21 protein-coding genes are annotated in these 25,147 nt (G+C 71.2%); 13 read left to right on the top strand and 8 right to left on the bottom strand.

Annotated elements, in window-relative coordinates; genetic code table 11:
* Positions 1–5 precede the first annotated feature (5 nt).
* From cofD to OHB00_RS21300, 3 genes are all read left to right on the top strand, one after another.
* On the top strand, positions 6–965 hold the full coding sequence (gene cofD / locus OHB00_RS21290; protein WP_406436505.1) for a 2-phospho-L-lactate transferase: 960 nt from the start codon (positions 6–8) through the stop codon (positions 963–965).
* Positions 962–2,350, top strand: coding sequence for a coenzyme F420-0:L-glutamate ligase (locus OHB00_RS21295; protein WP_406436507.1), 1,389 nt, complete (start codon positions 962–964; stop codon positions 2,348–2,350). The genes cofD and OHB00_RS21295 overlap by 4 nt, the downstream gene beginning before the upstream one ends.
* A gap of 147 nt (positions 2,351–2,497) precedes the next feature.
* On the top strand, positions 2,498–3,508 hold the full coding sequence (locus OHB00_RS21300; protein WP_406436509.1) for a DNA-3-methyladenine glycosylase family protein: 1,011 nt from the start codon (positions 2,498–2,500) through the stop codon (positions 3,506–3,508).
* Between the two features lie 212 nt (positions 3,509–3,720).
* On the opposite strand, the gene OHB00_RS21305 is transcribed toward OHB00_RS21300, so the two are convergent.
* On the bottom strand, positions 3,721–4,803 hold the full coding sequence (locus tag OHB00_RS21305) for a sugar phosphate nucleotidyltransferase (protein WP_406436511.1): 1,083 nt from the start codon (positions 4,801–4,803) through the stop codon (positions 3,721–3,723).
* A 160-nt stretch (positions 4,804–4,963) separates the two neighbouring features.
* Positions 4,964–6,361: a peptidoglycan recognition protein gene (locus OHB00_RS21310; protein WP_406436513.1), complete on the bottom strand. Its 1,398-nt coding sequence runs from the start codon at positions 6,359–6,361 to the stop codon at positions 4,964–4,966.
* A gap of 128 nt (positions 6,362–6,489) precedes the next feature.
* Here OHB00_RS21310 and OHB00_RS21315 point away from each other — a divergent pair, with 128 nt between their 5' ends.
* From OHB00_RS21315 to OHB00_RS21335, 5 genes are all read left to right on the top strand, one after another.
* Positions 6,490–7,245 (top strand): TIGR03089 family protein, encoded by a 756-nt coding sequence (locus OHB00_RS21315; protein WP_406436515.1) that lies wholly within the window; start codon positions 6,490–6,492, stop codon positions 7,243–7,245.
* Between the two features lie 236 nt (positions 7,246–7,481).
* Positions 7,482–8,606, top strand: coding sequence for an LCP family protein (locus OHB00_RS21320; RefSeq protein WP_406436517.1), 1,125 nt, complete (start codon positions 7,482–7,484; stop codon positions 8,604–8,606).
* A 243-nt stretch (positions 8,607–8,849) separates the two neighbouring features.
* The gene (locus tag OHB00_RS21325; RefSeq protein WP_406436519.1) at positions 8,850–10,562 is read left to right on the top strand and encodes an LCP family protein; all 1,713 of its coding nucleotides are present in this window, start codon (positions 8,850–8,852) and stop codon (positions 10,560–10,562) included.
* 184 nt (positions 10,563–10,746) lie between these two features.
* Positions 10,747–12,438 carry an LCP family protein gene (locus OHB00_RS21330; protein ID WP_406436521.1) on the top strand — a complete coding sequence of 564 codons (1,692 nt, stop codon included), beginning with the start codon at positions 10,747–10,749 and terminating at the stop codon, positions 12,436–12,438.
* 200 nt (positions 12,439–12,638) lie between these two features.
* Positions 12,639–14,186: an LCP family protein gene (locus OHB00_RS21335; protein WP_406445919.1), complete on the top strand. Its 1,548-nt coding sequence runs from the start codon at positions 12,639–12,641 to the stop codon at positions 14,184–14,186.
* A 24-nt stretch (positions 14,187–14,210) separates the two neighbouring features.
* Here the strand turns inward: OHB00_RS21335 and OHB00_RS21340 are convergent, their stop codons facing one another.
* Positions 14,211–15,245 (bottom strand): glycosyltransferase family 2 protein, encoded by a 1,035-nt coding sequence (locus OHB00_RS21340; protein ID WP_406436523.1) that lies wholly within the window; start codon positions 15,243–15,245, stop codon positions 14,211–14,213.
* Between the two features lie 249 nt (positions 15,246–15,494).
* Between OHB00_RS21340 and OHB00_RS21345 the strand changes: the two genes are divergently transcribed.
* Positions 15,495–16,898 carry an LCP family protein gene (locus tag OHB00_RS21345; protein WP_406436525.1) on the top strand — a complete coding sequence of 468 codons (1,404 nt, stop codon included), beginning with the start codon at positions 15,495–15,497 and terminating at the stop codon, positions 16,896–16,898.
* Positions 16,899–16,989: 91 nt separating this feature from the next.
* Here OHB00_RS21345 and OHB00_RS21350 read toward each other — a convergent pair whose 3' ends face one another.
* On the bottom strand, positions 16,990–17,538 hold the full coding sequence (locus OHB00_RS21350) for an acyl-CoA thioesterase (RefSeq protein ID WP_406436527.1): 549 nt from the start codon (positions 17,536–17,538) through the stop codon (positions 16,990–16,992).
* Between the two features lie 119 nt (positions 17,539–17,657).
* Between OHB00_RS21350 and OHB00_RS21355 the strand changes: the two genes are divergently transcribed.
* Positions 17,658–18,956, top strand: a complete 1,299-nt coding sequence (locus OHB00_RS21355; RefSeq protein ID WP_406436529.1) for an LCP family protein — start codon at positions 17,658–17,660, stop codon at positions 18,954–18,956.
* A 213-nt stretch (positions 18,957–19,169) separates the two neighbouring features.
* On the opposite strand, the gene OHB00_RS21360 is transcribed toward OHB00_RS21355, so the two are convergent.
* Together OHB00_RS21360 and OHB00_RS21365 are read right to left on the bottom strand one after the other, a co-directional pair.
* Positions 19,170–19,535 (bottom strand): four-helix bundle copper-binding protein, encoded by a 366-nt coding sequence (locus tag OHB00_RS21360; RefSeq protein ID WP_406436531.1) that lies wholly within the window; start codon positions 19,533–19,535, stop codon positions 19,170–19,172.
* A 139-nt stretch (positions 19,536–19,674) separates the two neighbouring features.
* The gene (locus tag OHB00_RS21365) at positions 19,675–20,832 is read right to left on the bottom strand and encodes an acyl-CoA dehydrogenase (RefSeq protein WP_406436533.1); all 1,158 of its coding nucleotides are present in this window, start codon (positions 20,830–20,832) and stop codon (positions 19,675–19,677) included.
* Positions 20,833–21,009: 177 nt separating this feature from the next.
* Here OHB00_RS21365 and OHB00_RS21370 point away from each other — a divergent pair, with 177 nt between their 5' ends.
* On the top strand, positions 21,010–22,353 hold the full coding sequence (locus OHB00_RS21370; RefSeq protein ID WP_406436535.1) for a UDP-glucose dehydrogenase family protein: 1,344 nt from the start codon (positions 21,010–21,012) through the stop codon (positions 22,351–22,353).
* Positions 22,354–22,553: 200 nt separating this feature from the next.
* Here OHB00_RS21370 and OHB00_RS21375 read toward each other — a convergent pair whose 3' ends face one another.
* On the bottom strand, positions 22,554–23,060 hold the full coding sequence (locus OHB00_RS21375) for a CGNR zinc finger domain-containing protein (RefSeq protein ID WP_406436537.1): 507 nt from the start codon (positions 23,058–23,060) through the stop codon (positions 22,554–22,556).
* 117 nt (positions 23,061–23,177) lie between these two features.
* Here OHB00_RS21375 and OHB00_RS21380 point away from each other — a divergent pair, with 117 nt between their 5' ends.
* A complete protein-coding gene (locus OHB00_RS21380; RefSeq protein ID WP_406436539.1) occupies positions 23,178–23,537 on the top strand; it encodes a VOC family protein in 360 nt (119 codons plus the stop codon).
* A gap of 40 nt (positions 23,538–23,577) precedes the next feature.
* Positions 23,578–23,967 carry a VOC family protein gene (locus OHB00_RS21385; protein WP_406436541.1) on the top strand — a complete coding sequence of 130 codons (390 nt, stop codon included), beginning with the start codon at positions 23,578–23,580 and terminating at the stop codon, positions 23,965–23,967.
* A 59-nt stretch (positions 23,968–24,026) separates the two neighbouring features.
* On the opposite strand, the gene OHB00_RS21390 is transcribed toward OHB00_RS21385, so the two are convergent.
* Positions 24,027–25,124, bottom strand: a complete 1,098-nt coding sequence (locus OHB00_RS21390) for a dipeptidase (protein WP_406436543.1) — start codon at positions 25,122–25,124, stop codon at positions 24,027–24,029.
* Positions 25,125–25,147 lie beyond the last annotated feature (23 nt).

Here is a 25,147-nt window from a genome sequence, read left to right on the forward strand (position 1 = left end):
GGCGCATGCGCATTGTGGTTCTGGCAGGCGGCATCGGCGGTGCCCGGTTCCTGCGCGGTCTCAAGCAGGCCGTGCCGGACGCCGACGTGACCGTCATCGGCAACACCGGGGACGACATCCACCTCTTCGGGCTGAAGGTCTGCCCGGACCTCGACACGGTGATGTACACGCTCGGTGGCGGCATCGACGAGGAGCAGGGCTGGGGGCGGGCCGACGAGACCTTCCACCTCAAGGAGGAGCTCGCCGCCTACGGGGTGGGGCCGGACTGGTTCGGGCTCGGCGACCGGGACTTCGCGACGCACATCGTGCGCACCCAGATGCTGGGCGCCGGGTTTCCGCTGAGCGCGGTGACCGAGGCGCTGTGCGACCGCTGGAAGCCGGGCGTGACGCTGATCCCGATGACCGACGACCGGGTCGAGACCCATGTCGCCGTCGAGGTCGACGGCGAGCGCAAGGCCGTGCACTTCCAGGAGTACTGGGTACGGCTGCGGGCGGGCGTCCCCGCCGAGGCGGTCGTCCCCGTCGGCGCCGAGCAGTCCAAGCCGGCGCCCGGCGTTCTGGAGGCCGTCGCCGCGGCGGACGTCATCCTCTTCCCGCCGTCCAACCCGGTGGTCTCCGTCGGCACGATCCTCGCGGTGCCCGGCATCCGGGAGGCCATCGCGAACGCCGGCGTGCCGGTGGTGGGCCTCTCCCCCATCGTCGGGGACGCGCCGGTGCGCGGGATGGCCGACAAGGTGCTCGCGGCGGTGGGCGTGGAGTCGACGGCCGCGGCGGTCGCCGAGCACTACGGCTCCGGGCTCCTCGACGGCTGGCTCGTCGACTCCGTGGACGCGGGCAGTGTCGCGCGCGTGGAGGCGGCCGGCATCCGCTGCCGGGCCGTACCGCTGATGATGACCGACCTGGGCGCCGCCGCGCAGATGGCCCGGGAGGCGCTGGCGCTGGCCGAGGAGGTGCGCGGGGCATGACGGACGCGACCGACGACACGCCCGGCACGATCGCTGTGGCCGACACGACCGCTGTGGCCGACACGACCGGCACGGCCGACGCGGTGCCCGGGTACCGGGTGTGGGCGCTGCCCGGGATCCCCGAGGTGCAGCAGGGTGACGACCTGGCGAAGCTGATCGCCGCGGCGGAGCCGGGGCTGGCCGACGGTGACGTGGTGATCGTCACTTCCAAGATCGTCTCCAAGGCCGAGGGGCGGATCGTCGAGGCGGCCGACCGGGAGGCGGCGATCGACGCCGAGACCGTGCGGGTGGTGGCCCGGCGCGGGCCCCTGCGGATCGTGGAGAACCGGCAGGGCCTGGTCATGGCGGCGGCCGGAGTGGACGCGTCCAACACCCCGTCCGGGACCGTGCTGTTGCTGCCCGAGGATCCCGACGCGTCGGCCCGTGCCGTACGCGCGGGCCTGCGGGACGCGCTGGGCGTCAACGTCGGGGTGATCGTCACCGACACCTCCGGGCGACCCTGGCGGTCGGGACTCACGGACGTCACCATCGGTGCCGCCGGCGTGGCGGTGCTGGACGATCTGCGCGGGGGCGTGGACGCGTACGGCAATCCGCTGGTCGCGACGGTCGTCGCCACGGCCGACGAACTGGCCGCCGCCGGTGACCTGGTGAAGGGCAAGGCGACGGGGACGCCGGTCGCCGTGGTGCGGGGCCTCGCCCATGTCGTGGCGGACGCAGGCGACGACGGGGACGGCGCGCGGACGCTGGTCCGGGACGCGGGCAGCGACATGTTCCGGCTCGGGACGTCCGAGGCGGTCCGGGAAGCGGTGACGCTGCGCCGGACGGTGCGGGCGTTCACCGACGAGCCCGTCGACCCCGGGGCGGTACGGCGGGCGGTCGCCGCGGCCGTGACCGCGCCGGCGCCGCATCACACGACGCCGTGGCGGTTCGTGCTGCTGGAGTCGGCCGAGGCGCGCCTGCGGTTGCTGGACGCGATGCGGGACGCGTGGATCGCCGACCTGAGGAAGGACGGCAAGTCGGAGGAGTCCATCGCGAAACGGGTGCGGCGGGGGGATGTGCTGCGGAACGCGCCGTACCTGGCGGTGCCCTGTCTGGTGATGGACGGGTCGCACACGTACGGGGACCCGCGGCGCGACGCCGCCGAGCGGGAGATGTTCGTGGTCGCGGTGGGGGCCGCGGTGCAGAACTTCCTGGTCGCGCTGGCCGGGGAGCAGCTGGGGTCGGCATGGGTGTCGTCGACGATGTTCTGCCGGGATGTGGTGCGGGAGGCGCTCGCGCTTCCGGCCGAGTGGGAGCCGATGGGAGCGGTTGCCGTGGGGAAGGCTGCGGAGGCTCCGCGGGCCAGGGCCGAGAGGGAGGCGGGGGCGTTTGTCGAAGTGCGGTGAGCTTTCGCCGCCTTCGGTTCGGGGCGAAGCGGTTCGTCGGCGAGTGCACGTTTGTGGGGTTGGTCGCGCCCATGCGGCGGTAGCCGCATGTCGGACACAGTCCCGCGCCCCTGAAAGACGGGGCGCCTGAGGCCTAGGATTCCTTGAGTGGCTGGTCGGTTTGCTCCGAAGCCCACGCGTGCGACTGTGCGGGGTGGGCAGGTCGTCGTGCCTGCCGGGGTGCCTCGGCAGGCGGTCGCGCCTGGGCGGGTTCGGGTGTGGAAGCCGGACGGGGCTCTTGAGCTGGGGCTTGTGCTGGGGCCGCTGCGGCGGGGGGCCGGAGATCCCACGTTTCGGGCCACCCGTGACGGGTCTGTGTGGCGGGCCAGTCTGACGCCTGCCGGGCCCGGGACGTTGCGGGTCGCCGTGTACGGCGGTGAGGTGCGCGGGGAGGCCTGGGGGCCGGGGAGCGAGTGGCTGCTGGAGCAGTTGCCGGAGCTGCTCGGCTCCGCCGACGACCCGGCCGTGTTCGTGCCGCGGCACCGGGTCGTGGCGGCGGCTCGGCATCGGCGGCCGGGGTTGCGGCTGACGCGGACCGGGCTGGTCCTGGAGTCGTTGATTCCGTCGGTGCTGGAGCAGAAGGTCACCACCGACGAGGCGTACCGGGCGTGGCGGTTGCTGGTGCGGAGGTTCGGGGAGCGCGCGCCGGGCCCGGCGGGGGTGGGCGAGCGGCCGATGTGGGTGATGCCGGCGCCGCGTACCTGGGCGCTGATCCCGTCCTGGGAGTGGCACAAGGCCGGGGTCGACGACAAGCGGGCCTCGACGGTTCTGCGGGCGGTGCGGGTCGCCGCGCGGCTGGAGCAGGCCGTGGGGATGGCGCCGGAGGCGGCACGGGCGCGGCTGGAGGTGGTGCCGGGGGTGGGGCCGTGGACGTCCGCGGAGACCGTGCAGCGCAGTCATGGGGCGGCGGATGCGGTGACGGTCGGGGACCTGCACCTGCCGGGGATCGTGGGGTGGGCGTTGGCCGGGGACCGGCATGCCGATGACGAGGTGATGCTGCGGTTGCTTGAGCCGTATGCGGGCCAGCGGCATCGGGCGGCTCGGTTGATTCTGCTGAGTGGGCATACGCCGGCGAGACGGGCGCCTCGGATGACGCGAGGGGATATCGGCCGGTTGTGAAGTGCGGGTGGATGGAGCCGGGGCGCGGGGGTTTCACTCGCCCGCGTTGGCGGGGTGCCTCCCCCAGAGGAGGGACCCCCAGCGCCCACCCGTGCCGCCCTGCGGCACGACTGCCCGCAGCTGGGTAGCTGTGAAGCGCCCCGTAAGGGGGCGCGGGGAACTGCGCGAGCAGCCCCCACGCGCCCGCAGTCAATCCACCACCGCCACCACCCCTACTGGTCCGAGGAGAACCGCACCGCCCCCGCCGGGATCATCGCGTCGCACCACACCCTGGCGCCCTCGCGCAGCTCGTTGTCGGCGCCGATGACCGCGCCGTCGCCGATCACCGTGCCCGTGAGGACCGAGCGTTCGCCGACGCGGGCGCCGTTGCCGATGAGGGAGTCGGTGATGACGGCGCCGGGTTCGATCACAGCGCCCGGGAGGATGGTCGAGCCGAAGACCCGCGCGCCCTCCGCCACGAACGCGCCCTCGCCCACCACCGTGCCCCCCGTCAGCTTCGCGTCCGCCGCGACCCGGGCCGTCGGGAGGATGAGGCGGTCGCCGCAGCGGCCGGGAACCGCGGGGGACGGGGCGCGGCCCAGGACGAGGTCCGCCGAGCCGCGGACGAAGGCCGCGGGCGTGCCGAGGTCCAGCCAGTACGTGGAGTCGACCATGCCCTGGAGGTGGGCGCCGGCCGCGAGCAGTTCGGGGAAGGTCTCGCGCTCCACGGACACCGGGCGGCCCGCCGGGATCGTGTCGATGACCGAGCGGCGGAAGACGTACGCCCCCGCGTTGATCTGGTCGGTGACGATCTCCTCGGGGGTCTGCGGCTTCTCCAGGAAGGCCAGGACCCTGCCCGTCCCGTCGGTGGGGACGAGGCCGTAGGCGCGGGGGTCCGTCACCTGGGTGAGGTGCAGGGAGATGTCGGCGGACGTCGACTCGTGGGTGGCCACCAGGGCGCTGATGTCCAGGCCGGTCAGGATGTCGCCGTTGAAGATCAGGACCGGGTCGTCCGGGCCGGAGTGCAGCCGGGCGGCCACGTTGCGGATCGCGCCGCCGGTGCCGAGCGGTTCGTCCTCGGTGACGTACTCGATGTGCAGGCCGAGTGCCGCGCCGTCGCCGAAGTACGGTTCGAAGACGTCCGCCAGGTAACTCGTCGCGAGGACGATGTGCTCCACGCCCGCCGCTCTGGCTCTGGCCAGCTGGTGGGTCAGGAACGGCACGCCGGCCGCCGGGACCATCGGCTTGGGCGTGTGGACCGTGAGCGGGCGCAGCCGGGTGCCTTTGCCGCCGACGAGGAGGATCGCTTCTGTCACCTGTCGTCTCTGCTTCCTGCCGGGACCGGCCGAACTCTCTGTCGGCCGGCCAGTGTATGCAGACCGTGCGACGGGCCCTCGACGGCCGCGCGGTGCCACGCGGCATGGGTATGCGGTTTCCCCCGACTGCCCCCGACGGCGGTGAACGCGGGCCCCGTACTCAGCGTCCCTGCAGGCGCGCGGAGCTGGTCCGGGCCGAGCCGAGCTTGGCGTAGAGCTTGGCGCCTGGGCATTCGGTGGCGTACCCGTCCCTGTGGCCGGAGATCACGTTCAGTCGTACGTTCTTCCCCTTTGGGTAGAGATTGCCACCCCCGGACTTCAGATATGTCTTTCCCTTCGGATTGGCCCCGAAGAGCCCGAGTTTCCACGCGGTGAGCCTGGCGACGGCGGTCACGGCGGCCGCGGACGGCTTGTGCGAGCCGTATGTGCCGATCACCGCGATACCCATGCTGTGGTTGTTGAACCCGAGGGTGTGGGCGCCTCTGACGGCCTTCGCCGCTCCCCCGGCGCGGCCCTCGTAGATGGTTCCGCACCTGTCGACGAGGAAGTTGTAGCCGATGTCCCGCCAGCCCATGCTCACGACGTGGTAGCGGTAGATACTGCGGATGACGGACGGGGCCTGGGAACAGCGGTAGCCGTTGCCGGAGGCGGTGTGGTGGACGAAGGCCGCCTTGATCTTCCCGGTGTAGACGAACCCCTTCTCGCGCAGCGACTCGTCGGCGCCCCAGCCGCGGCGGGTGACGATCCTCGGGCGCGGCCCGATGTACGGCTTCGCCAGCGGGGCGCCGGCGCCGTTCAGTTCCCGGAGTTCGCGTTCGGTGTCCTCCCGGCTCAGCGCGGGGATCTCGGTGGCGGCGAACGACACCAGGCCGGCGTTGACCGCGGCCGCCGGGTCGGCCTCGGTGTCGGTGCGGGGGCTGTCGGCGGGCGGGCCCTGGGACGGGGCATCGTCGCCCGGGTCGACGAGTTCGAGGCGCAGGCCCGCCGGGAGCAGGTCCCGCCCGACGCCGGCGCCGCCGCGCGGGGCGGACTCCTCGCCGGGGTCGTCATCGACGTCGTCGGCGAGGCCGTCGCCGGGGTTGTCGCCGGCTTCGGCGCGCACGCGTACGTCGACTCCGTTCGAGTCGCCCACCCACAGGGGCGCGGTGGCACCGCGCACCCGGCCGGAGGCGGCCTCCGCGGTGTCCGGGTCGGCGCCGTGGTCGGCGTTGTTCGTGTCGACGTCCTGCCAGCCCGACCAGTGGCCGGTGGCGGCGGACCGGGTGCGCACCTGGACCTTGCCGTGCAGTTCTCTTCGGGGGTTGTCCCAGACGACGCCGACGAGCGAGAAGTGGCGCACGTGGGCGCTGTACGCGCCCTGTTCGGGGGCTTGGCCGAGGACGCGTCCGCGGGTGCGGGGGGTGAGGGGCAGCGACTGGGTACTGCCGGGGCGGCCGGTGGTCGTCGTGGTCCGCTCCGCGGGTGCGGCGGCCGCGGAGGGCACGTTCAGCACGGCCGGCGGGAGGGTGAGGGCCGCCGCGCAGGTGACGCCGATCGAGGTAGTCAGGAATCCACGCATGCCCCGATATTGAACACAGTCAGACAAACACGCCCATCGGGGAACTGACGGCCCGTCGGCTCCGGTTACGCCGAACCGGTGGCCCCGCCGGCCGGTGCGGGCGCCGGGCGCGGCGTACGCTTGCGCGGGTGAACGCCACCGATCGCACCCCTGCCGACCTGCTGCGTTCCGCGCTCGCCGCGGATCCCGGACGCCCCCTGGTGACCTTCTACGACGACGCGACGGGCGAACGCGTCGAATTGTCCGTGGCCACCTTCGCCAATTGGGTGGCGAAGACGGCGAATCTGTTGCAAGGCGACCTCGGTGCGGGGCCCGGTGACCGGGTGGCCCTGCTGCTGCCCGCGCACTGGCAGACGGCGGTGTGGTTGCTGGCCTGTTCGTCGGTGGGTGCGATCGCCGACGTGGCCGGGGAGCCGGCGGCGGCCGACGTGGTGGTGAGCGGGCCGGAGTCGCTGGAGGCGGCGCGGGCGTGCCGGGGCGAGCGGGTCGCTCTCGCGCTGCGGCCGCTGGGTGGGCGGTTCCCGCGGCCGCCGGAGGGGTTCGTCGACTACGCGGTGGAAGTGCCGGGTCAGGGGGACCGGTTCGTGCCGTTCTCGCCGGTGGATCCGGAGGAGCCCGCGCTGATCGTGGCGGGGGCGGAGCTGAGTGGCGCCGAGGTCGTGGAGCGGGCGCTCGGGGATGCGGCGGGGCTGGATCTGACCGGGCCCGGTTCCCGGTTGCTGTCGGGGTTGGGGTACGACACGTGGGAAGGGCTGAGCGCGGGGCTGTACGCGCCGCTCGTGGTCGGGGGGTCGGTGGTGCTGTGCCGGCATCTGGGGGAACTGGGGGAGGAAGGGATCGCGAAGCGGATCGAGAGTGAGCGGGTGACTGCGTCGGCGCGGTGAGGTCGTTCGCCCGGTGCGGGCCGGTGGGGGCTGGTCGCGCCCACGCGGCGGAGCCGCACGTCGACACGGCCCCGCGCCCCCGAGAAGGTGGGACAAGGCACCCGCGTAAACAGCCCGGCCCCCCGTAGGACAAGGCACCCGCGTAAACAGCCCACCGCGGCTTCGTGGGGGCCGCGGCTCGCCCGGGTGGAGTAGTTGGGGCCGCCTGTTGTCGCCGGGCCAGGCACTGTTGAGGGGTGACTGACGTCGTAGGGGCATCCGCCACCGGGGACGGGCTTGCCCGGCGGCGTCGGCGGCGTTGGGTACGGGGGGCGGCCCTCGGTGCCGGGGTGCTGCTCGTCGGGGCTGTCGGCGGCGGCTGGGCGCTGTACGCCAAGCTCAGTCACAACATCACCGCCGACGACGCGGCCGAGGCCGAGCTCGCCCGGTACGAGCGGGAGCGGCCCACCGCGCTGGTGCGGGGCGCGCAGAACATCCTCCTCATCGGGTCGGACACCCGCGCCGGGGCGGGCAACCGCCGCTACGGCAAGGACTCGGGCACCGAGCGCTCCGACACCACGATCCTGCTGCATCTCGCCCGCGACCGGCGCAGCGCCACCGCGGTCTCGCTGCCCCGCGACCTGATGGTGCACGTGCCCGGCTGCCTGCGCGGCGACGGGCGGCGCAGCGAGCCCTCCTTCACGCTGTTCAACTCGGCGTTCGAGGTGGGGGGTTCGGCCTGCACCATCCGTACCGTCGAGAAGCTCACGGACATCCGGATCGATCACCACGTCGTCGTCGACTTCAGCGGGTTCAAGGACGTGGTCGACGCGATCGACGGAGTGCAGGTGTGCCTGAAGGAGCCGATCAACGACAAGGCGGCGAAGCTGCGGCTGCCCGCCGGACGGGTCACCCTCGACGGGGAGCAGGCGCTGGGGTACGTACGGGTGCGCAAGTCGCTCGGGGACGGCAGTGACACCGGGCGGATGGACCGCCAGCAGCAGTTTCTGGGGGCGCTCGTCAACAAGGTGCAGAGCAGTGACGTACTGCTGAATCCGGCGAAGCTCTACCCGCTGCTGGACGCGGCGACCTCCGCGCTCACCACCGATCCGGAGCTGGCCAGTCTGCGGGGGCTTTACCAGCTGGTTCGCGGGCTGCGGGACATCCCCACCGACCAGATGCAGTTCCTGACCGTGCCGCGGGAGCCGTATGTGTACGACTCCAACCGGGACCAGCTGGTGGCGGGCAGGGCGGACGCGCTGTTCGCGCTGCTGCGGGCCGACCGGCCGGTGAAGGTCGCCAAGAAGAACGCGTCCTCCTCCGGAGACTCGCAGAGCACCACGTTCCGCGGTAACACCGCCGCCGAGGACAGTTGCGCGTAAAGCACGTGCCAAGGCGGCGAACTTCCGCGCCGTTCGTTGTCAGTTAAATGAGATGGATTGCCCGCTTGTAGGGAGGATGAATTTGTCACTGGCGTCACTCGACGCTGAACTGGGCGGATAGTGTGAGCGCTCCGGTGCACCCGGCCGCGAGGTCCGTCCTGGGGTCGTGCACCGCGAAACGTGACCGAGCGCCTTGGTTGGGGGGAAGGCGCCGCGTGGCCCCGACGGAGGATTCGGACAACCGTGGACGCGCAAGGCCGTGGGCGGGCGGACAACATCGATCCCGCAGACCAGTGGGTGCTCAATCCGAACACCGGTGAATACGAACTGCGACTGACGCCTTCCGCACCGCAGTCGTCGGTACCCGGACCGCGCAGACCGGCCTCGCCGGACAGCAGCGCGGGCGGTACGCGGCAGACCGTGAGCCCGGAGCTGCCGGGACAGCGCAGGCGGCGCACCGAGCCCGAGCCGCCCGCGGGGCGCCGTTCGCGGCGGCCGGTGAAGAAGAAGTCGAAGGCGAAGAAGGCCCTGCTGTGGACCGGCGGGTCGATGGCCTTCGTGCTGGTCGCCGTCTCGGCCGCCGGCTACCTCTACATCAAGCACCTCAACGACAACATCACGTCCGTCTCCGACGACGGCGCGAGCACCGGTGGCTTCAGCAAGGACAAGGCCATCAACCTGCTGATCATCGGTACCGACAAGCGGACGGGCTCCGGCAACGAGGGCTACGGCGACGCCGGCAGCGTCGGGCACGCCGACACCACGATCCTGCTGCACATCTCCAAGGACCGCTCGAACGCCACCGCGTTGAGCATTCCGCGTGACCTCATCGTCGACGTGCCCGACTGCCAGACGGAACAGTCGGACGGGACCGAGAAGGTCATCGCGGGCACCGAGAACGTCCGCTTCAACACCAGCCTCGGCCAGGACGGCCGTACCGCCAGCTGCACCGTGCGCACGGTGACCGCGCTGACCGGGATCCAGGCCGACAACTTCATGGTGGCCGACTTCAACGCGGTCAAGACGCTGACCGACGCGGTCGGCGGGGTCGAGGTGTGTCTCGCCAAGGACATCGACGACTCGGACTCGCATCTGAAGCTGTCCAAGGGCACCCACAACATCTCCGGCGAGACCGCGCTGGCGTTCGTGCGCACCCGGCACTCGGTCGGCTTCGGGGGCGACCTGAGCCGGATCCAGCTCCAGCAGCAGTTCCTCAGCGCCCTGATGCGCAAGCTCAGCTCCAACTCGACGCTCACCAGCCCGACCAAGCTGCTGAAGCTGGCCGAGGTCGGCACCAAGGCGCTCACCGTCGACTCCCAGCTGGACAGCATCGGCAAGTTGAAGGACCTGGGTCTGGAACTCGGCAAGCTCAACCCGAAGAACCTGACCTTCACCACCATCCCGGTGCTGGACAACCCGGCGGAGAAGGTGAAGGCGACCGTCGTGCTCAACGAGACGAAGGCCCCCGCCGTCTTCCAGGCGATCAGGGACGACGTCTCCTTCACGGCCGTCAAGAAGAAGCAGGCGCAGGCCAGCAAGGACGCGGCGGCCGCCCGCCTGGAGGGCTCCAAGTCGGCGGCCTCCGCGGTGCGGGTGCGGATCCTCAACGGCGGAGCTCCGGCCGGCAGCGCCCAGGAGACCCTCAGCTGGCTGCAGAACCAGGAGGGCGTCCTCAAGTCGGAGAACGCCGGCAACGCGGACGCCGCACTCAGCAAGACCACCCTGGAGTACGCCCCCGACCAGGCCGATCAGGCACGTGAACTGGCCAGTCTCATGGGGCTGTCCGGCTCCGCGATGAAGCCGGGCAAGAGCGTGATCAACTCCCAGGGCCTGCCCGCGATCACCCTGACCCTGGGCAAGGACTTCCAGGGGGCGGGTGTCTCCCTCACCACTCCGACAAAGGCGCCGGACGTGGACAGCAAGACGACGGCGGACAAGGTGACCTGCGCCAAGTAGGGCGCCGCGACGAAGAGTTACGCGACACGACCACCAAGTAACCGCGAATAAGCAGGTAACCCTATGGGTCCGTCACGCGTCTAACCGGGCGCGGGGCGGACCCGTGTGGTCCGTGTGGCGCCCGACGGGGGGCGTGGCGGCGGGCCCGTGTGCGCGCAGGGCGCAGGGTGGGGAGGGCAGGGAGTTGACGCAGAGCGATGTGCGGGGGGAGGTGCCTGCGGTCGAGGACACGATGTCCCTCGCACCGAAGGCACCCGGGACCACGGGCAGACCCGGGCCCGGCGGCGGGCGCCGCAAGGGCGGCTCGACGGGCGGCTCGGGCGGTGGCTCGTCCGACGGCCCGAACGGCGGCCGGGGCAGGCCCGGTGGGCGCGGCCGGCGGGCGCTGCGCTGGTCGGCGACCGTGCTGTCGGTGGTGGTCCTCGGCACGGCCGGGGCCGGTTACCTCTACTACCAGCACCTGAACGGCAACATCCACAAGGGCGAGCGCAGCAGCGGCGACGCCAAGGCGCGGAAGACCGCGGCCAACGCGGCCGGTCAGACGCCGATGAACATCCTGCTGATCGGCTCCGACAGCCGCAACTCCGACGAGAACGTGAAGCTCGGCGGCGCCAAGTACGACCGGGGCAGCCCGCCGCTCGGCGACGTGCAGATGCTGATCCACCTGTCGGCGGACCGCAAGAGCGCGGCGATGGTGAGCATCCCCCGGGACACCAGGGTCGACATACCCAAGTGCACGGACCCCAAGACCGGCAAGGTGTACCCGGCGACCAACACCATCATCAACGAGTCGCTGGCCCGGGGCGGGGCCGGCTGCACGCTGGCCACCTGGGAGAACCTCACCGGGGTCTACATCGACCACTGGATCACGATCGACTTCTCCGGCGTGGTGAACATGGCGGACGCCATCGGCGGCGTCGACGTCTGCGTGAACCAGAACGTGTGGGACCGGCCGACGGCCGCGGTGCCCGGCGGCTCCGGACTGAAGATGACGGCCGGCACGCACAAGGTGAAGGGCGAGAAGGCCCTGCAGTGGCTGCGCACCCGGCACGCCTGGGGCAGCGACCTGATGCGGGCGCGGGCCCAGCACATGTACCTGAACTCGATGATCCGGACGTTGAAGGGACAGAACGTCTTCACCGACACCGGCAGGCTGATGGACCTGGCCGAGGCGGCCACCAAGTCCCTGACGGTCTCCGAGGAGATCGGCACCCCGAAGAAGCTCTACGACCTGGGCATGCAGCTCAAGTCGGTGCCGACCAACCGCATCACCAGCCTGACGATGCCGAACGTCGAGGACCCGCAGAACAAGGACCACGTCGTGCCGGACACCACCAATGCCGACAAGGTGTGGCAGATGCTCCGCGACGACGTTGCGCTCGACAAGAACGGCTCCGCCAAGGAGAGCAAGAAGAAGACCACGGCGAGCGCCGAGCCCGCCAAGGAGCCGTCCGTCTCCCCGGGCAGCCTCGGCGTGCTGGTGCGCAACGCCACCGGCACCACCACCGAGGCCCCGGTCAGCGGCCGGGCACGAGCGCTCGCCCAGCACCTGGCCGCCAAGGGCTACACCAGGGCGTCGGCGGACACCTCAGGGGCCGCGGAGTCGGTGGAGAAGACGGTCGTCCAGTACCCGAGCGCGGACCTGGAGGGCGACGCCCAGGCGGTCGCCAAGGCGCTGGGGATCCCCACCGGCCAGGTACGGCAGACCACCGATGTGTCGGGGGTCACGCTCGTCGTCGGCGCCGACTGGCGGGACGGCACGGCGTACCCGAAACAGTCCGCGCCGAAGGCCGGTGACCTGCCGGACAACGCCGACGCGATCAACGGCTCGGACACCAAGCAGTGCATGGACGTGTACGCGCCCTATCGCTGGTAGCGGGCCGTGCCAACGGTCCACGCACAGGTCCGCACAGGTAGGCACAGGTAACTCCTAAGCGCCTGCATGACACTGCCGCCGTGCTCAGGTACCCGGGAGTTCCGGGTGTGGTGGCAGGTGCGAGCGGGAGGGCGGGCGACGTGGTGCGCAGCAGTGTGCGGGGGGAGGTGTCCGACGTGGTGTCCGCGGTCGAGGACACCATGCCCCTCACGCCACAGGACGGTGACGGCCGGCAGGGCAGACGCGGCACGGACGGTGACCGCAGACGCCGCAGACGCCGGATCGTCCGCTGGTCGGCCTCGATCCTGGTGCTGGCCATGGCCGGCACCGCCACCGCCGGATACCTGTACTACGAGCACCTCAACGGCAACATCAAGAAGGAGAACCTCAACAACGCCGCCGACGACAAGGACCGGGCCACCGCCACCAAGGCGAACGCGGCCGGCCAGACCCCGCTGAACATCCTGCTGATCGGCTCCGACGCCCGGAACACCGCGGAGAACGTGAAGCTGGGCGGTGCCAAGGACATCGGCACCGCCGCCCGCGCCGACGTCCAGATGCTGCTGCATGTCTCCGCCGACCGCACCAACATGTCGGTGGTGTCCATGCCCCGCGACACCCTCGTCTCCATCCCTAAGTGCACCGACCCCGACACCGGCAAGGTGTACGCGGCCACCACCGACACCATGACCAACGCCTCCCTGGAACGCGGCGGGCCCGGCTGCACGGTGGCCACCTGGGAGAAGCTGACCGACATCCACATCGACCACTTCATGATGGTCGACTTCTCGGGCGTGGTGTCGATGGCGGACGCGATCGGCGGGGTGCCGGTGTGCGTGGACGCCGACATCTACTCGCACACCTCCTCCGGCCACGGTTCCGGCCTGAAGCTGAAGAAGGGCACCACCTCGGTCAAGGGGAAGCAAGCCCTGCAGTGGCTGCGCACCCGCTACGGCTTCGAGGACGGCAGCGACATAGCCCGGACCAAGGCCCAGCACATGTACATGAACTCGATGGTCCGCCAGTTGCGGTCCAACGCCACCCTCAGCAACCCCGACAAGCTCCTGGGGCTCGCCGAGACGGCCACCAAGGCGCTCACGGTCGACACCGGCCTCGGCTCGGTCACCAGGCTCTACGACCTGAGCAAGGAACTGAAGAAGGTCCCCACCAGCCGCATCACCATGACGACGATGCCGTACGTGTACTCCTCCGACGGCAACCGTGTCCTGCCCAAGCCCACCGACGCGGCCAAGCTGTGGCGGCTGGTCCGCGAGGACATCGCGCTGGACGGCAAGGACAAGAAGAAGACGACCGCGACGAAGGTCACCGACAAGGCCGCGGCCGACGACAAGATCGCCGTACAGGTGCAGAACGGCACCAGGAGCAGCACCGAGTCCGCGGTCACCGGCCGGGCCGCCGCCGTCACCGCGCTGCTGGCCGGCAAGGGCTTCACCAAGGCGGCGGCCGACAGCTCGGCGCTGCTGAGCGAGGACCAGACCGTGGTGCGCTATCCGAGCGCGGACCTGGCGGGCGACGCCCAGCGGGTCGCGAAGGCGCTGGGCATCCCGACCGACCAGGTGAAGAAGTCGACGTCCGTCGACGGGGTCACGCTGGTCGTCGGCGCCGACTGGCGCTCCGGCACCGAGTACACCGCCGACGACGATGACACCACCCCGGCGTCGGCGAACGCCCTCAACGCCTCGGACACCACGGCGTGCATGCACGTCGACCCGGACTACACCTGGTAGTCCGGGCCGTACGGCGGCCGGTGCTCAGCTGGACGAAGAGCTGAGCACCGCGGGGCGACGGGACGCGATGACCCGCTTCGCCAGCGACTTGGGGCTGGTCAGGAAGCCGTACCCCCACGACATGTGCATGGCGGCGAGGGCGAGGGGGATCTGCAGCCGCGCCTTCAGCGGCAGCCCCTTGCCGGCCGGGAGGGACCCGGCGGCGATCGCCGCGAGGTAGCCGCCGGGGACGACGAACCCGAACGGGGTGACCAGCGCTCCCACGACGAGCCCCGCGGCTATCGCGCACACCGCGGCCGGCGGGGCGAGGTAGCGCAGGTTGATGGAGCCCTCGTGGTAGCGGGCGACGACGTGCCGCCAACGGCCGTAGTCCTTGTACTGCTTGGCGAGCGCCTTCACGTTCGGCCGCGGGCGGTACGACACCTTCAGCTCCGGCGAGAACCAGATCAGCCCGCCGGCCTCCCGGATCCGGAAGTTCAGCTCCCAGTCCTGGGCGCGGATGAACTCCTCGTTGTAGCCGCCCTGTTGCTCCAGCGCCTCGCGCCGGAAGACACCCAGGTACACGGTCTCGGCGGGACCGGCCGCGCCGCCCGTGTGGAAGGCCGCGTTCCCGACGCCGATCTTCGAGGTCATGGCCGCCGCGACCGCGTGCTCCCAGGCGTTCTCGCCCTCGGCGTGCATGATGCCGCCGACGTTCTGCGCGCCGGTCTCCTCCAGGAGCCGTACGGCGGTGGCGATGTAGTTCGGCGAGAGCATGCCGTGGCCGTCGACGCGGACCACGATCGGATGCCGCGAGGCCTTGATCGCGGCGTTCAGCGCGGCCGGCGTGCGGCCGGTCGGATTCGGGACGGTGTGCACGCGCGCGTCTTCCGACACCAGCTGAGCGGCGATCTCGTCCGTGCGGTCCGTGGAGGGACCGAGGGCGATGACGACCTCCATCTCGCCGGCGTACTCCTGCGCGAGGATCGCTTGGACGGCCCCGCGCAGATGCCGCTCCTCGTCGAGGACGGGCATGATCACAGAAACTGCGGGGTGCCGCACGTCGGGCTTGGCGTTCATAGGGGGCTCACGTTACCGCGAACGGGGGACACCGGTGCGCGCCGCATGGACGGTGCCGCGGGCTGAAGGTCGTATCGGCCTACCGTGCTCACGGATCCCACGTACGGCCTCGTCCGGAGGTGTCCTTTGTCCGCCAGCCCGCCCCGGTCCCCCGTCCGGCCCGCCCGGCCGCCGCGCCAAACGCAAACCACCCGTCAGGCCCCGCGGCCGCCGGTACGACCCACCAGGCCCCGGCGGCCGCGCTGGGCCATGCGGGCGGTCAGCACACTCTCCGTGGTGGTGCTGGCGTCGGCCGGGATCGGGCACTCGGTGATGGCCGGCCTGGACGCGGACATCGCCCGGGTCGACCCCTTCAAGGACATGAAGAACCGTCCCGCCGCGGGCCACGGCATGAACGTGCTGCTGGTCGGCACCGACGGCCGCGACAAGATCACCGAGCGGGAGCGGCGCAAGTACCGGCTGGGCGGGGCGCCCTGCCACTGCACCGACACGATCATGATCGTGCACATCTCGGCGGACCGGGAGCGGGCGACCGTGGTCAGCCTGCCGCGCGACTCGTACGCCGAGGTCCCCGCCCGCGTCGACGAGACGACGCACCGCCCGCTCCCCGCCCACCCCATCAAGCTGAACGCGGCCTACGCGGAGGGCGGCCCGCAGCTGACCGTCCGTACCGTCGAGGACATGACCCACCTGAAGATCGACCACTACCTGGAGGTCGACTTCATCACGTTCATGCGGACCGTCGACGTGCTCGGCGGGGTCCGGGTCTGCACCGCACAGCCCCTGGAGGACTCCTACACCGGCCTGAACCTCTCCCCCGGCACGCACATCCTCAACGGGGGCCAGGCCCTGCAGTACGTCCGCGCCCGGCACGTCGACGCGGCCAGCGACCTGGGCCGGATGAAGCGGCAGCAGCGGTTCCTGGCGTCGATGATCGAGCGGGCGACGTCGAGCGGGGTGCTGCTCAACCCGATCAGGTTCCGGGACGTGACCCGGGCGGTGCTGGGGTCGGTACGGGCCGACACGGGCTTCGGCACGGACGAGCTGCTGGACCTCGGCCGGGCGATGCGCAACTTCTCGCCCTCCTCGTCGGAGTTCACGACCGTCCCCATCGGGCAGATGGGGTACGCCGTGAAGGGCATCGGCTCGACGCTGAAGTGGGACCGGGCCGGGTCGGACCAGCTCTTCCGGTCCCTGCGCGACGACAAGCCGCTCGCGCCGCCCACGCCGACGCATGCGCCCACGGTCGCACCCGCGCCGAAGCCGCAGGAGCCGCCGCCGGCGACCGTGGAGGTGGCCCCTGCGGGGATCAGGGTCCAGGTGGAGAACGGCACGGCAACGGCGGGGCTGGCGCGGCGGATGGACGCGGCACTGGCGGCGACGGGCTTCGCTGCGAACCACCGGCCGGTGGGTGCCGCCCGGCGCGACCTGAGGCGGACGGTGATCTCCTTCGACCCACGCTGGGACCGCTCGGCCCGCTCACTGGCGGCGGCCCTCCCGGGCAGCGTCCTGCGGGCCGTACCGGGGCTGGGGCCGGTGCTGCGGGTGACGGTGGGGGCCGACTTCAAGGGGGCCGTGCGGAAGGTGCGGGTGGAGGCGCCGACGCCGGAGGGAGAGGCTTCTGTCATCAGGGGGGACGAGAAGGTGTGCTGAGGGTCGTGGATCGGGTGCGGGAGCATGGGGGTTGCTCGCGCAGTTCCCCGCGCCCCTGAAGGGGCCGACCGAAGGACCGCCCTAGTCCGCCCTAGTCCACGTACCCCTCCGCCACCCTCCGCTCGCGCAGCTCACGGATCTCCCGGCGCCTCGCCAGCCGATGCGTACGCCTGATCTGGGCCTCCTGACAGCGCCGGCGGTCCCTGTCGGTCTCCGGCACCACCGGCGGCACCCGGCGCGGCTTGCCGTCCGCGTCCACCGCCGCGAAGACCAGGTAGGCCGAGCCGACCTGGGTGGCGGGGGTCGACTCGTTCCAGCGCTCGGCGAGGACCCGCACACCGACCTCCATCGACGTCCGGCCGGTCCAGTTGACCTGGGCCTTGACGTGGACCAGGTCACCCACGCGGACCGGCTCCAGGAACGCCATCTCGTCCATGGACGCGGTGACGGCGGGACCGCCCGAGTGGCGGCCGGCGACCGCGCCCGCCGCGTCGTCCACGAGCTTCATGATCACACCGCCGTGCACCGTCCCGAGGAGGTTGGTGTCGCTGTGGGTCATGATGTGGCTCAGGGTGGTCCGGGACGCGGACGTCGGCTTGCCGGGTATGTCGGATTCCGCCTCGGGGGCCTGGTCTGTCATGGCCCCCACCTTATGCCGAAGCGACATTCACGGAATTTGTGTCGGCTTCGCAACAGGGGTGCCCTGATTTTCCGACGACTCTTGTAAGAGGTACGGCCGCTGCCTGCACACTGGGGCCCATGAACGAATGGCCCCAGGGACGGTCGAACGACAACCGCGGCGACCGGTACGGACGCGGTAGCGCAAGCGCGCAGCCTGAGGGCGCCCGCGTGATGCGCCAGGTACGGCGCTCGGACCCGTCGGCACCGCCGTACGGCTCCCCGCAGCAGGGCGGCGGCGGATACGCCGGTGTCCCGCAGCAGCCGTCGTACGACAACGGGTACGACGGCGGTGGCGGGTACGACGGCTACGACAGCGGGTACAACACCGGCCAGGTCTACGGCGGCGGCCCCGGGGGCGGCGGGCCGGCCGGTACCCATGAGCGCGGGCCGCGGCCGGCTCCCAACTGGCGCAAGCGGATCAAGTGGACGGCGATCGTCGTCGTCAGCGTGCTGATCGTCACATCCGTCGCGACCTACTTCTGGGCCGACTCCAAACTGCACCGGGACGTCGACCTGTCCAAGGTCATCGACCGGCCCGCGGCGGGCAAGGGCACCAACTACCTGATCGTCGGCTCCGACAGCCGCAAGGGCATGTCGGCCGAGGAGAAGAAGAAGCTGCACACGGGGTCGGCCGAGGGCCAGCGCACCGACTCGATGATGATCCTGCACGTCGGCGACAACGGCGACACGCTGGTCTCGCTCCCCCGTGACTCGAACGTGGAGATCCCCTCCTACAAGGGGTCGACGTCCGGCAAGGTCTACCCGAACACCGGCCGGTACACGAAGCTGAACGCGGCCTACGCCGAGGACGGCCCGACCCTCCTCGTCCGCACGGTCGAGTACAACACCGGTCTGCACATCGACCACTACGTGGAGATCGGCTTCGCCGGCTTCGCGGACATCGTGGACGCGGTCGGCGGTGTCACGATCACCATCGACAAGGGCTTCAAGGACAGCTACTCGGGCGCGAACTTCAAGGCGGGCAAGCAGACCCTGAACGGCGAGGAGGCCCTGGCGTTCGTCCGTACCCGGCACGCCTTCGCCGCGTCCGACCTGCAGCGCACCAAGAACCAGCAGAAGTTCCTGGCGGCCCTGGCCCACCAGGTGGCCACCCCGTCGACGATCCTGAACCCCTTCAAGCTCTACCCCACCCTCGGCGCGGGCCTCGACTCCCTCACCGTCGACAAGGACATGAGCCTGTGGGACCTGGCGTCGATGTTCTTCGCGATGAAGGACGTCAACAGCGGCGACGGCGTCTCGATGAACATGCCGATCTCCGGCTCCACCGGCGGCAACCTCGTCTGGGACAAGGCGAAGGTGAAGACCCTGGTGGACGAACTGAAGAACGACGAGAAGGTCACCGTCTCCGGCAACTGAGCCGTCGGCCGGTCCGACCAAGCCGTCCCGGCGGCGAGCAGCGCCACACGGGGAAGGGCCGGCCGCCCTTCCCCGTCGGCGCACGCGGCTACAGCGCATGGCTGCCATGGGCGCGATTCTGATCCCGAGCGTCAGCGTATCGGGCAGGATCACTCCTTCACCGCTCGAACGAGTGAGGAACCGGAGGCCCCTGAACCTCGCTCGCGAGGAGCGTCACATGGGCATGGCCGCCATCGAGCGGCACATCTCGGCGCAGCGGCGACAGGCTTCCGCGCAGCGCTTCATCTGCGGGTCGTCCGGCATGGACATACACGCCTCGGCACACATGTCACAGGCCTTCGCGCACATAGCGCACATCTCGGGCGACAGCGGCGACCGCCGCATCATCATGTCGGCGCACATGCGGGTCGCCTCGGAGCAGTCCATGAGCGCGCGCATGATGCGCATGTGCGCCTGGCCGCCCTCCATCGACATGCAGGAGCTCAGGGTCTCCTCGCACATGGTGTGGGTGGTCATGCAGGCGTTGACGCACTCCTGCATCTGCTTGGACATGGCCGTCATGGGTCCGGTCTGGGTCATGGCTCCTCCAGGGTGGCGGCGGGGTCCGGGGCGGTCCCCGTCTGGTTCCCGTCCTAAGCCCGACCGTCCGGTAGTGCCATTCGGCGCCAGAGCCGGAGAAGGCGCCCCGAGGGGCGCCTTCCCGCCGACGCCGGTGCGGTTACGGCAGGTTGCGGGCCATGACGATCCGCTGGACCTGATTCGTGCCCTCGTAGATCTGGGTGATCTTGGCGTCGCGCATCATGCGCTCGACCGGGTAGTCGCGGGTGTAGCCGTAGCCGCCGAGGAGCTGGACGGCGTCCGTGGTGACCTCCATGGCGACGTCGGAGGCGAAGCACTTCGCCGCCGCGCCCTGGAAGGTGAGGTCGGCGTCGCCGCGCTCGGAGGCGGCCGCGGCCTGGTAGGTGAGGGCGCGGGCGGCGGCGATCTTCATGGCCATGTCGGCGAGCATGAACTGGATGCCCTGGAAGTCGGCGATCGGCTTGCCGAACTGCTTGCGCTCCTGGACATAGCCCTTGGCGTAGTCCAGGGCGCCCTGGGCGACACCGAGGGCCTGGGCGGCGATGGTGATGCGGGTGTGGTCCAGGGTCTTCATCGCGGTGGCGAAGCCGGTGCCCTCCGCGCCGATCATGCGGTCGGCGGGGATGCGGACGTTGTCGAAGTAGACCTCGCGGGTCGGCGAGCCCTTGATGCCGAGCTTCTTCTCCGGGGCGCCGAAGGAGACGCCCTCGTCGGACTTCTCGACGACGAAGGCGGAGATTCCCTTGGTGCGCTTGGTCGGGTCGGTGACCGCCATGACCGTGTAGTAGTCGGAGACGCCCGCGTTGGTGATCCAGCGCTTCACGCCGTTGAGGACGTAGTGGTCGCCGTCGCGGACCGCCTTCGTCTTCATGCCGCCCGCGTCGGAGCCCGCGTCCGGCTCGGAGAGGCAGTACGAGAACATCGCGTCGCCCTTGGCGAGCGGGGTGAGGTACTTCTTCTTCAGGTCCTCGCCGCCGGAGAGGATCACCGGGAGCGAGCCCAGCTTGTTCACGGCGGGGATCAGGGACGAGGACACGCAGGCGCGGGCCACCTCCTCGATCACGATGACCGTGGCGAGCGCGTCGGCGCCGGAGCCGCCGTACTCCTCGGGAACGTGCACGGCGTGCAGGTCGTTGGCGACCAGGGCGTCGAGCGCCTCCTGCGGGAAGCGGGCCTCCTCGTCCACCGCGGCGGCGTACGGGGCGATCTTCGCCTCGACCATCGCGCGGACGGCGTCCCGGAGCATGTCGTGCTCCTCGGACGGGCGGTACAGGTCGAAGTCAGCCGATCCGGCCAAGGTCTCTCACTCCAGACGCAGTGGTGCTGACGCTAATTACTGTTAAGTAACTCAAAGTTTAGAACGCGGCCCACGGATAGGTCACGTGAGCTTGGCGACAGCGGGAAAGTTGCCCGGAACACGGCCCGGTTATGCTCGGGCCGCGGCCCGTACCGACGTCCCCGAGCTGGAGCATTCATGAGCCTCAAGATCACTGTGATCGGCACCGGCTATCTCGGCGCCACCCATGCCGCGGCCATGGCCGAGCTGGGCTTCGAGGTGCTCGGGCTGGACGTCGTGCCCGAGAAGATCGCGATGCTGGAGCGCGGCGAGACCCCGATGTACGAGCCGGGGCTCGACGAGTTGCTGCGCCGGCACGTGGCCGGCTTCGAGGGCTCCACCGGGCGGCTGCGCTTCACGACCGACTGGGCCGAGGTCGGCGCCTTCGGCGACGTGCACTTCGTCTGTGTGAACACCCCGCAGAAGCACGGCGAGTACGCCTGCGACATGTCGTACGTCGACTCCGCGATCGCGTCGCTGGCCCCGCATCTGACCGGGCCCGCGCTGGTGGTCGGCAAGTCGACGGTGCCGGTCGGTTCCGCGGAGCGGCTGGCCGCCTACCTCGCCGAGCACGCGCCGGCCGGGGCCGGGGCCGAGCTGGCCTGGAACCCGGAGTTCCTGCGCGAGGGCTTCGCCGTCCAGGACACCCTGCACCCCGACCGGCTCGTGGTCGGGGTGCGCAGCGAGCGCGCCGAGAAGCTGCTGCGCGAGGTGTACGCGACGCCGGTGGGCGAGGGGACGCCGTTCGTGGTGACCGACTTCCCGACCGCCGAGCTGGTGAAGACCTCGGCGAACTCCTTCCTTGCGACCAAGATCTCCTTCATCAACGCCATGGCGGAGGTCTGCGAGGCCGCGGGCGGCGACGTGGTCAGGCTCGCGGAGGCGATCGGGTACGACGACCGGATCGGGAAAAAGTTCCTGCGCGCCGGGATCGGGTTCGGCGGTGGCTGTCTGCCGAAGGACATCCGTGCCTTCATGGCCCGTGCGGGTGAGCTGGGCGCCGACCAGGCGCTGACCTTCCTGCGCGAGATCGACTCCATCAACATGCGGCGCCGGGGGCAGATGGTCGAGATGGCCCGGGACGCGCTCGGCGGCGGGTCGTTCCTCGGGAAGCGGGTGGCGGTGCTCGGCGCGGCGTTCAAGCCGGACTCGGACGACGTGCGGGACTCGCCGGCGCTCAACGTGGCCGGGCAGATCCATCTGCAGGGCGGGCAGGTGACGGTGTACGACCCGAAGGGGATGGCCAACGCTCGGCGGCTGTTCCCGACGCTCGGCTACGCCGGTAGCGCCGAGGAGTGTGTGCGGGGGGCTGACGTGGTGCTGCATCTCACCGAGTGGCGGGAGTTCAGGGAGCTGGATCCGGCGGTGCTGGGTGAGGTGGCCGCGGAGAAGGTGATCCTCGACGGGCGGAACGCGCTGGATCCTGAGGTCTGGCGGCAGGCCGGGTGGACGTATCGCGCCATGGGGCGTCCGACCGCCTGAACCTGCGGGTGCGTGGGGGCTGAGCGCACCCGCGCGGCGGAGCCGCATGGTGATACAGCCCCGCGCCCCTGACGGGGCGCTCCGGCACAAGGTGTTCACAGCGGACGACACCGGTTCGGCCGAGGCTCAGTCGGCCGAACCGGTGTCTTGTTGCATTCTGCACCACCCGGCACAGGCTTTTCCGGTGAACGGGCTGTGCCTTACCGGTCCTTGGCTCGGTACCGGCGCATTTTCTCGCGCGCGCCGCACACCTGCATCGAGCACCAGCGGCCGCGGCCGGCCGGGCTGCGGTCGTAGTACGCCCAGTGGCAGGAGTCGGCCTCGCAGGCCTTGAGGCGGGTCCAGGTGCCCTCGACCAGGGCCGTGGCGACGGCGGCCGCTATGCGGGAGAGCAGGGGGTCCGGGTCGGCGGGGGTGAGGGCCGCGGAGCCGTCGGCGGGGTCGACGGCGACGTGCAGCGGGGCCTGCGCGAGCAGCTCGCTCAGGGGGGTGACCGCGCGGTGCGGTGGGTACCCGGCGTGGGCGAGGAGGGCGGCGCGCAGGGACTCCCGCAGGGCGCGGGCCGGTGAGAGTTCGGGCTCCGTGATGCCCAGGCGTGCCCTGCCGTCCGCCGTGTCGAGCGCGTCGGCGCCCGATGCCAGGTCCAGCGTGTTCACCAGGGCCTCGACCAGGGCCAGGCCGCCCGGCGCGGGCGATCTCTCACTCATCCCTGCAAGTTACCTCCGAAATGCGGTTGCGGGGTTACCGCCGGTGCGGGAGCATGCGGTAACCGATGTTACTGGTTGAACCGCTCTGCAGGTAACTCCGACTTCAAGGAGGAAGTCATGGCTCTCGCCAAGCTCGGTGTCGTCGTCCTGGACTGCCCCGACCCGTCCGCGCTCGCCGGTTTCTACGCCGAGGTGCTGGGTGGCAGTGTCGAGGGGGACGGGGAGTGGGTGGATCTGGCGGTGCCCGGCGGGCAGGCGCTGGCGTTCCAGAAGGCGCCCGGGTTCGTGGCGCCGAAGTGGCCCGCGCCCGACGACTCGCAGCAGTTCCACCTGGACCTGGTGGTGGACGACCTGGACGCGGCCGAGAAGGGGGTGCTGGAGCTGGGCGCGAAGCCGCTGGACGCGGCGGACCGGGAGCGCAGCTTCCGGGTGTACGCCGACCCGGCGGGGCACCCGTTCTGTCTCTGCGCCTGCTGAGAGCCCTTGCCGGGAGCCCCTGCCGAGAGAAGGAGGAGTCATGGCGTCCGTCGCTCGCCTGCGCAACGTGGTGATCGACTGTCCCGACCCGTCCGCGCTGGCCGCCTTCTACGCGGCCGTCGCAGGCGGCACCCTGGTGGCCGAGGAGGCCGACTGGGTCGTGCTGAAGCTGCCGGACGGACTGCGGCTGGGCTTCCAGCTGGCGGAGGGGTACACCCCGCCCGAGTGGCCGCGCGCCGACCACAACTCCCAGCAGTTCCATCTCGACTTCGACGCGGGGCCGACGTGGGAGGACGTCGACGTGGCGGAGAAGAAGGTGCTGGCGCTGGGGGCGCGGCTGCTGCGGCGGGAGGAGGACCCGGTCGCTGAGGACTTCCGGGTGTACGCCGATCCGGCCGGCCATCCGTTCTGCCTGTGCCGGATCGACTGATCAGGGCTCGGCTGACTGGGCTCGACTGGTCAAGGCTCGGCTGGTCAGACCTGGACTGATCAGGCCTCGGTGTCGGCCGGGCGGGGCGGGTTCGGGTCTCTGCGGCGCTGCGTCGCTCGGGCGGTGAAGTCGGCGCTGCGCAGGGCTCGCTGGACGTTTCCCCAGGTCAGCAGGGACAGCTCGGTCTCGGACCAGCCGCGGCGGAGCAGTTCGGCGATCAGGTGGGGGTAGCGGGAGGTGTCGTCGAGGTCGCGAGGGTGGGCGGCGCCGGAGTCGTAGGTGCCGGAGAGGGCGACGCACTCGGGGCCCGCGGCCATGCGGACGTGGTCGAGGTGGTCGGCGACGTCCGTGACGGTCGGCCCGGTCTGCTCGGCGGCCAGCGGCACCATGCACAGGCCCTTCTGCTCCCCCAGCCGCGCGAGCAGCCCGTCGGAGAGGTTGGCGGGATGTGGACGTACGGCCGCTGCGGCGGAGCGGGTGCACAGGACCGGTGTCTTGGAGAGCGCGAGCGTCCGGGCGAGGGCGGCCTCCGGGGCGCCGGACAGGTCGGCGAGCACCCCGAGCCGGTTCATCTCCCGGACCACCTCCTCGCCGAACCGGTTCAGCCCCTCCTCGCCCGCCCAGGCGGCACCGGCCAGCGAGAGCACGCGCAGGCCCAGGGACTGCAGGACCCGCAGGATGCCGAGGGAGTCGTCGAGGGCCGCGGCGGAGGCCGGGCCGAGCACCACGGCGACCCGTCCGCAGTTGCGGGCGTCGATGACCTGCCCGGCGGTGCGCACCAGCCGGAGCCCCTCCGGGTGCATCTCGACCACCCGGCGCACCAGGTCCAGCTGTTCCAGGGTGGCCCCCACGGCCCGGTCTCCCCGGCCGGCCTCCGCCACCTGGAGGGACCAGAACAGCGCGCCCACATGTCCCTCGCGCAGCCGGGGCACGTCCGTGTCCACCGCCGTCTCGCCCAGCTCCAGGTCGTACCAGGGCAGCGGCCCGAGCGCCCGGGGCAGCCCGCTGTAGCCGTCCGCGACCGGATGCGCCTCCAGCAGCGCGTGGGCCCGTTCCAGGAACGTGGCGCCGGACTCCACCGGGAAAGGGTCGTCGGGGAAGCAGTCCTCCCTGCCGACCTCGGTCGTGGTGTGGATGTCGTGCTGGAGGTCGGCCATGAAGGGCTCCGTACGTCGTCGTG

The organism is Streptomyces sp. NBC_00631, assembly GCF_045206895.1.
In the GTDB taxonomy this organism is placed as follows: domain Bacteria; phylum Actinomycetota; class Actinomycetes; order Streptomycetales; family Streptomycetaceae; genus Streptomyces.

Excerpts from the sequence above, each read along its gene's own strand:
- OHB00_RS21385 (WP_406436541.1), top strand. The coding sequence starts at position 23,578 with ATGGCGTCCGTCGCTCGCCTGCGCAACGTGGTGATCGACTGTCCCGAC.
- OHB00_RS21345 (WP_406436525.1), top strand. The coding sequence starts at position 15,495 with ATGCGGGCGGTCAGCACACTCTCCGTGGTGGTGCTGGCGTCGGCCGGG.
- OHB00_RS21375 (WP_406436537.1), bottom strand. The coding sequence starts at position 23,060 with ATGAGTGAGAGATCGCCCGCGCCGGGCGGCCTGGCCCTGGTCGAGGCC.
- OHB00_RS21350 (WP_406436527.1), bottom strand. The coding sequence starts at position 17,538 with ATGACAGACCAGGCCCCCGAGGCGGAATCCGACATACCCGGCAAGCCG.
- OHB00_RS21370 (WP_406436535.1), top strand. The coding sequence starts at position 21,010 with ATGAGCCTCAAGATCACTGTGATCGGCACCGGCTATCTCGGCGCCACC.
- OHB00_RS21340 (WP_406436523.1), bottom strand. The coding sequence starts at position 15,245 with ATGAACGCCAAGCCCGACGTGCGGCACCCCGCAGTTTCTGTGATCATG.
- OHB00_RS21335 (WP_406445919.1), top strand. The coding sequence starts at position 12,639 with ATGCCCCTCACGCCACAGGACGGTGACGGCCGGCAGGGCAGACGCGGC.
- OHB00_RS21360 (WP_406436531.1), bottom strand. The coding sequence starts at position 19,535 with ATGACCCAGACCGGACCCATGACGGCCATGTCCAAGCAGATGCAGGAG.
- OHB00_RS21310 (WP_406436513.1), bottom strand. The coding sequence starts at position 6,361 with ATGCGTGGATTCCTGACTACCTCGATCGGCGTCACCTGCGCGGCGGCC.
- OHB00_RS21295 (WP_406436507.1), top strand. The coding sequence starts at position 962 with ATGACGGACGCGACCGACGACACGCCCGGCACGATCGCTGTGGCCGAC.
- cofD (WP_406436505.1), top strand. The coding sequence starts at position 6 with ATGCGCATTGTGGTTCTGGCAGGCGGCATCGGCGGTGCCCGGTTCCTG.
- OHB00_RS21355 (WP_406436529.1), top strand. The coding sequence starts at position 17,658 with ATGAACGAATGGCCCCAGGGACGGTCGAACGACAACCGCGGCGACCGG.
- OHB00_RS21380 (WP_406436539.1), top strand. The coding sequence starts at position 23,178 with ATGGCTCTCGCCAAGCTCGGTGTCGTCGTCCTGGACTGCCCCGACCCG.
- OHB00_RS21390 (WP_406436543.1), bottom strand. The coding sequence starts at position 25,124 with ATGGCCGACCTCCAGCACGACATCCACACCACGACCGAGGTCGGCAGG.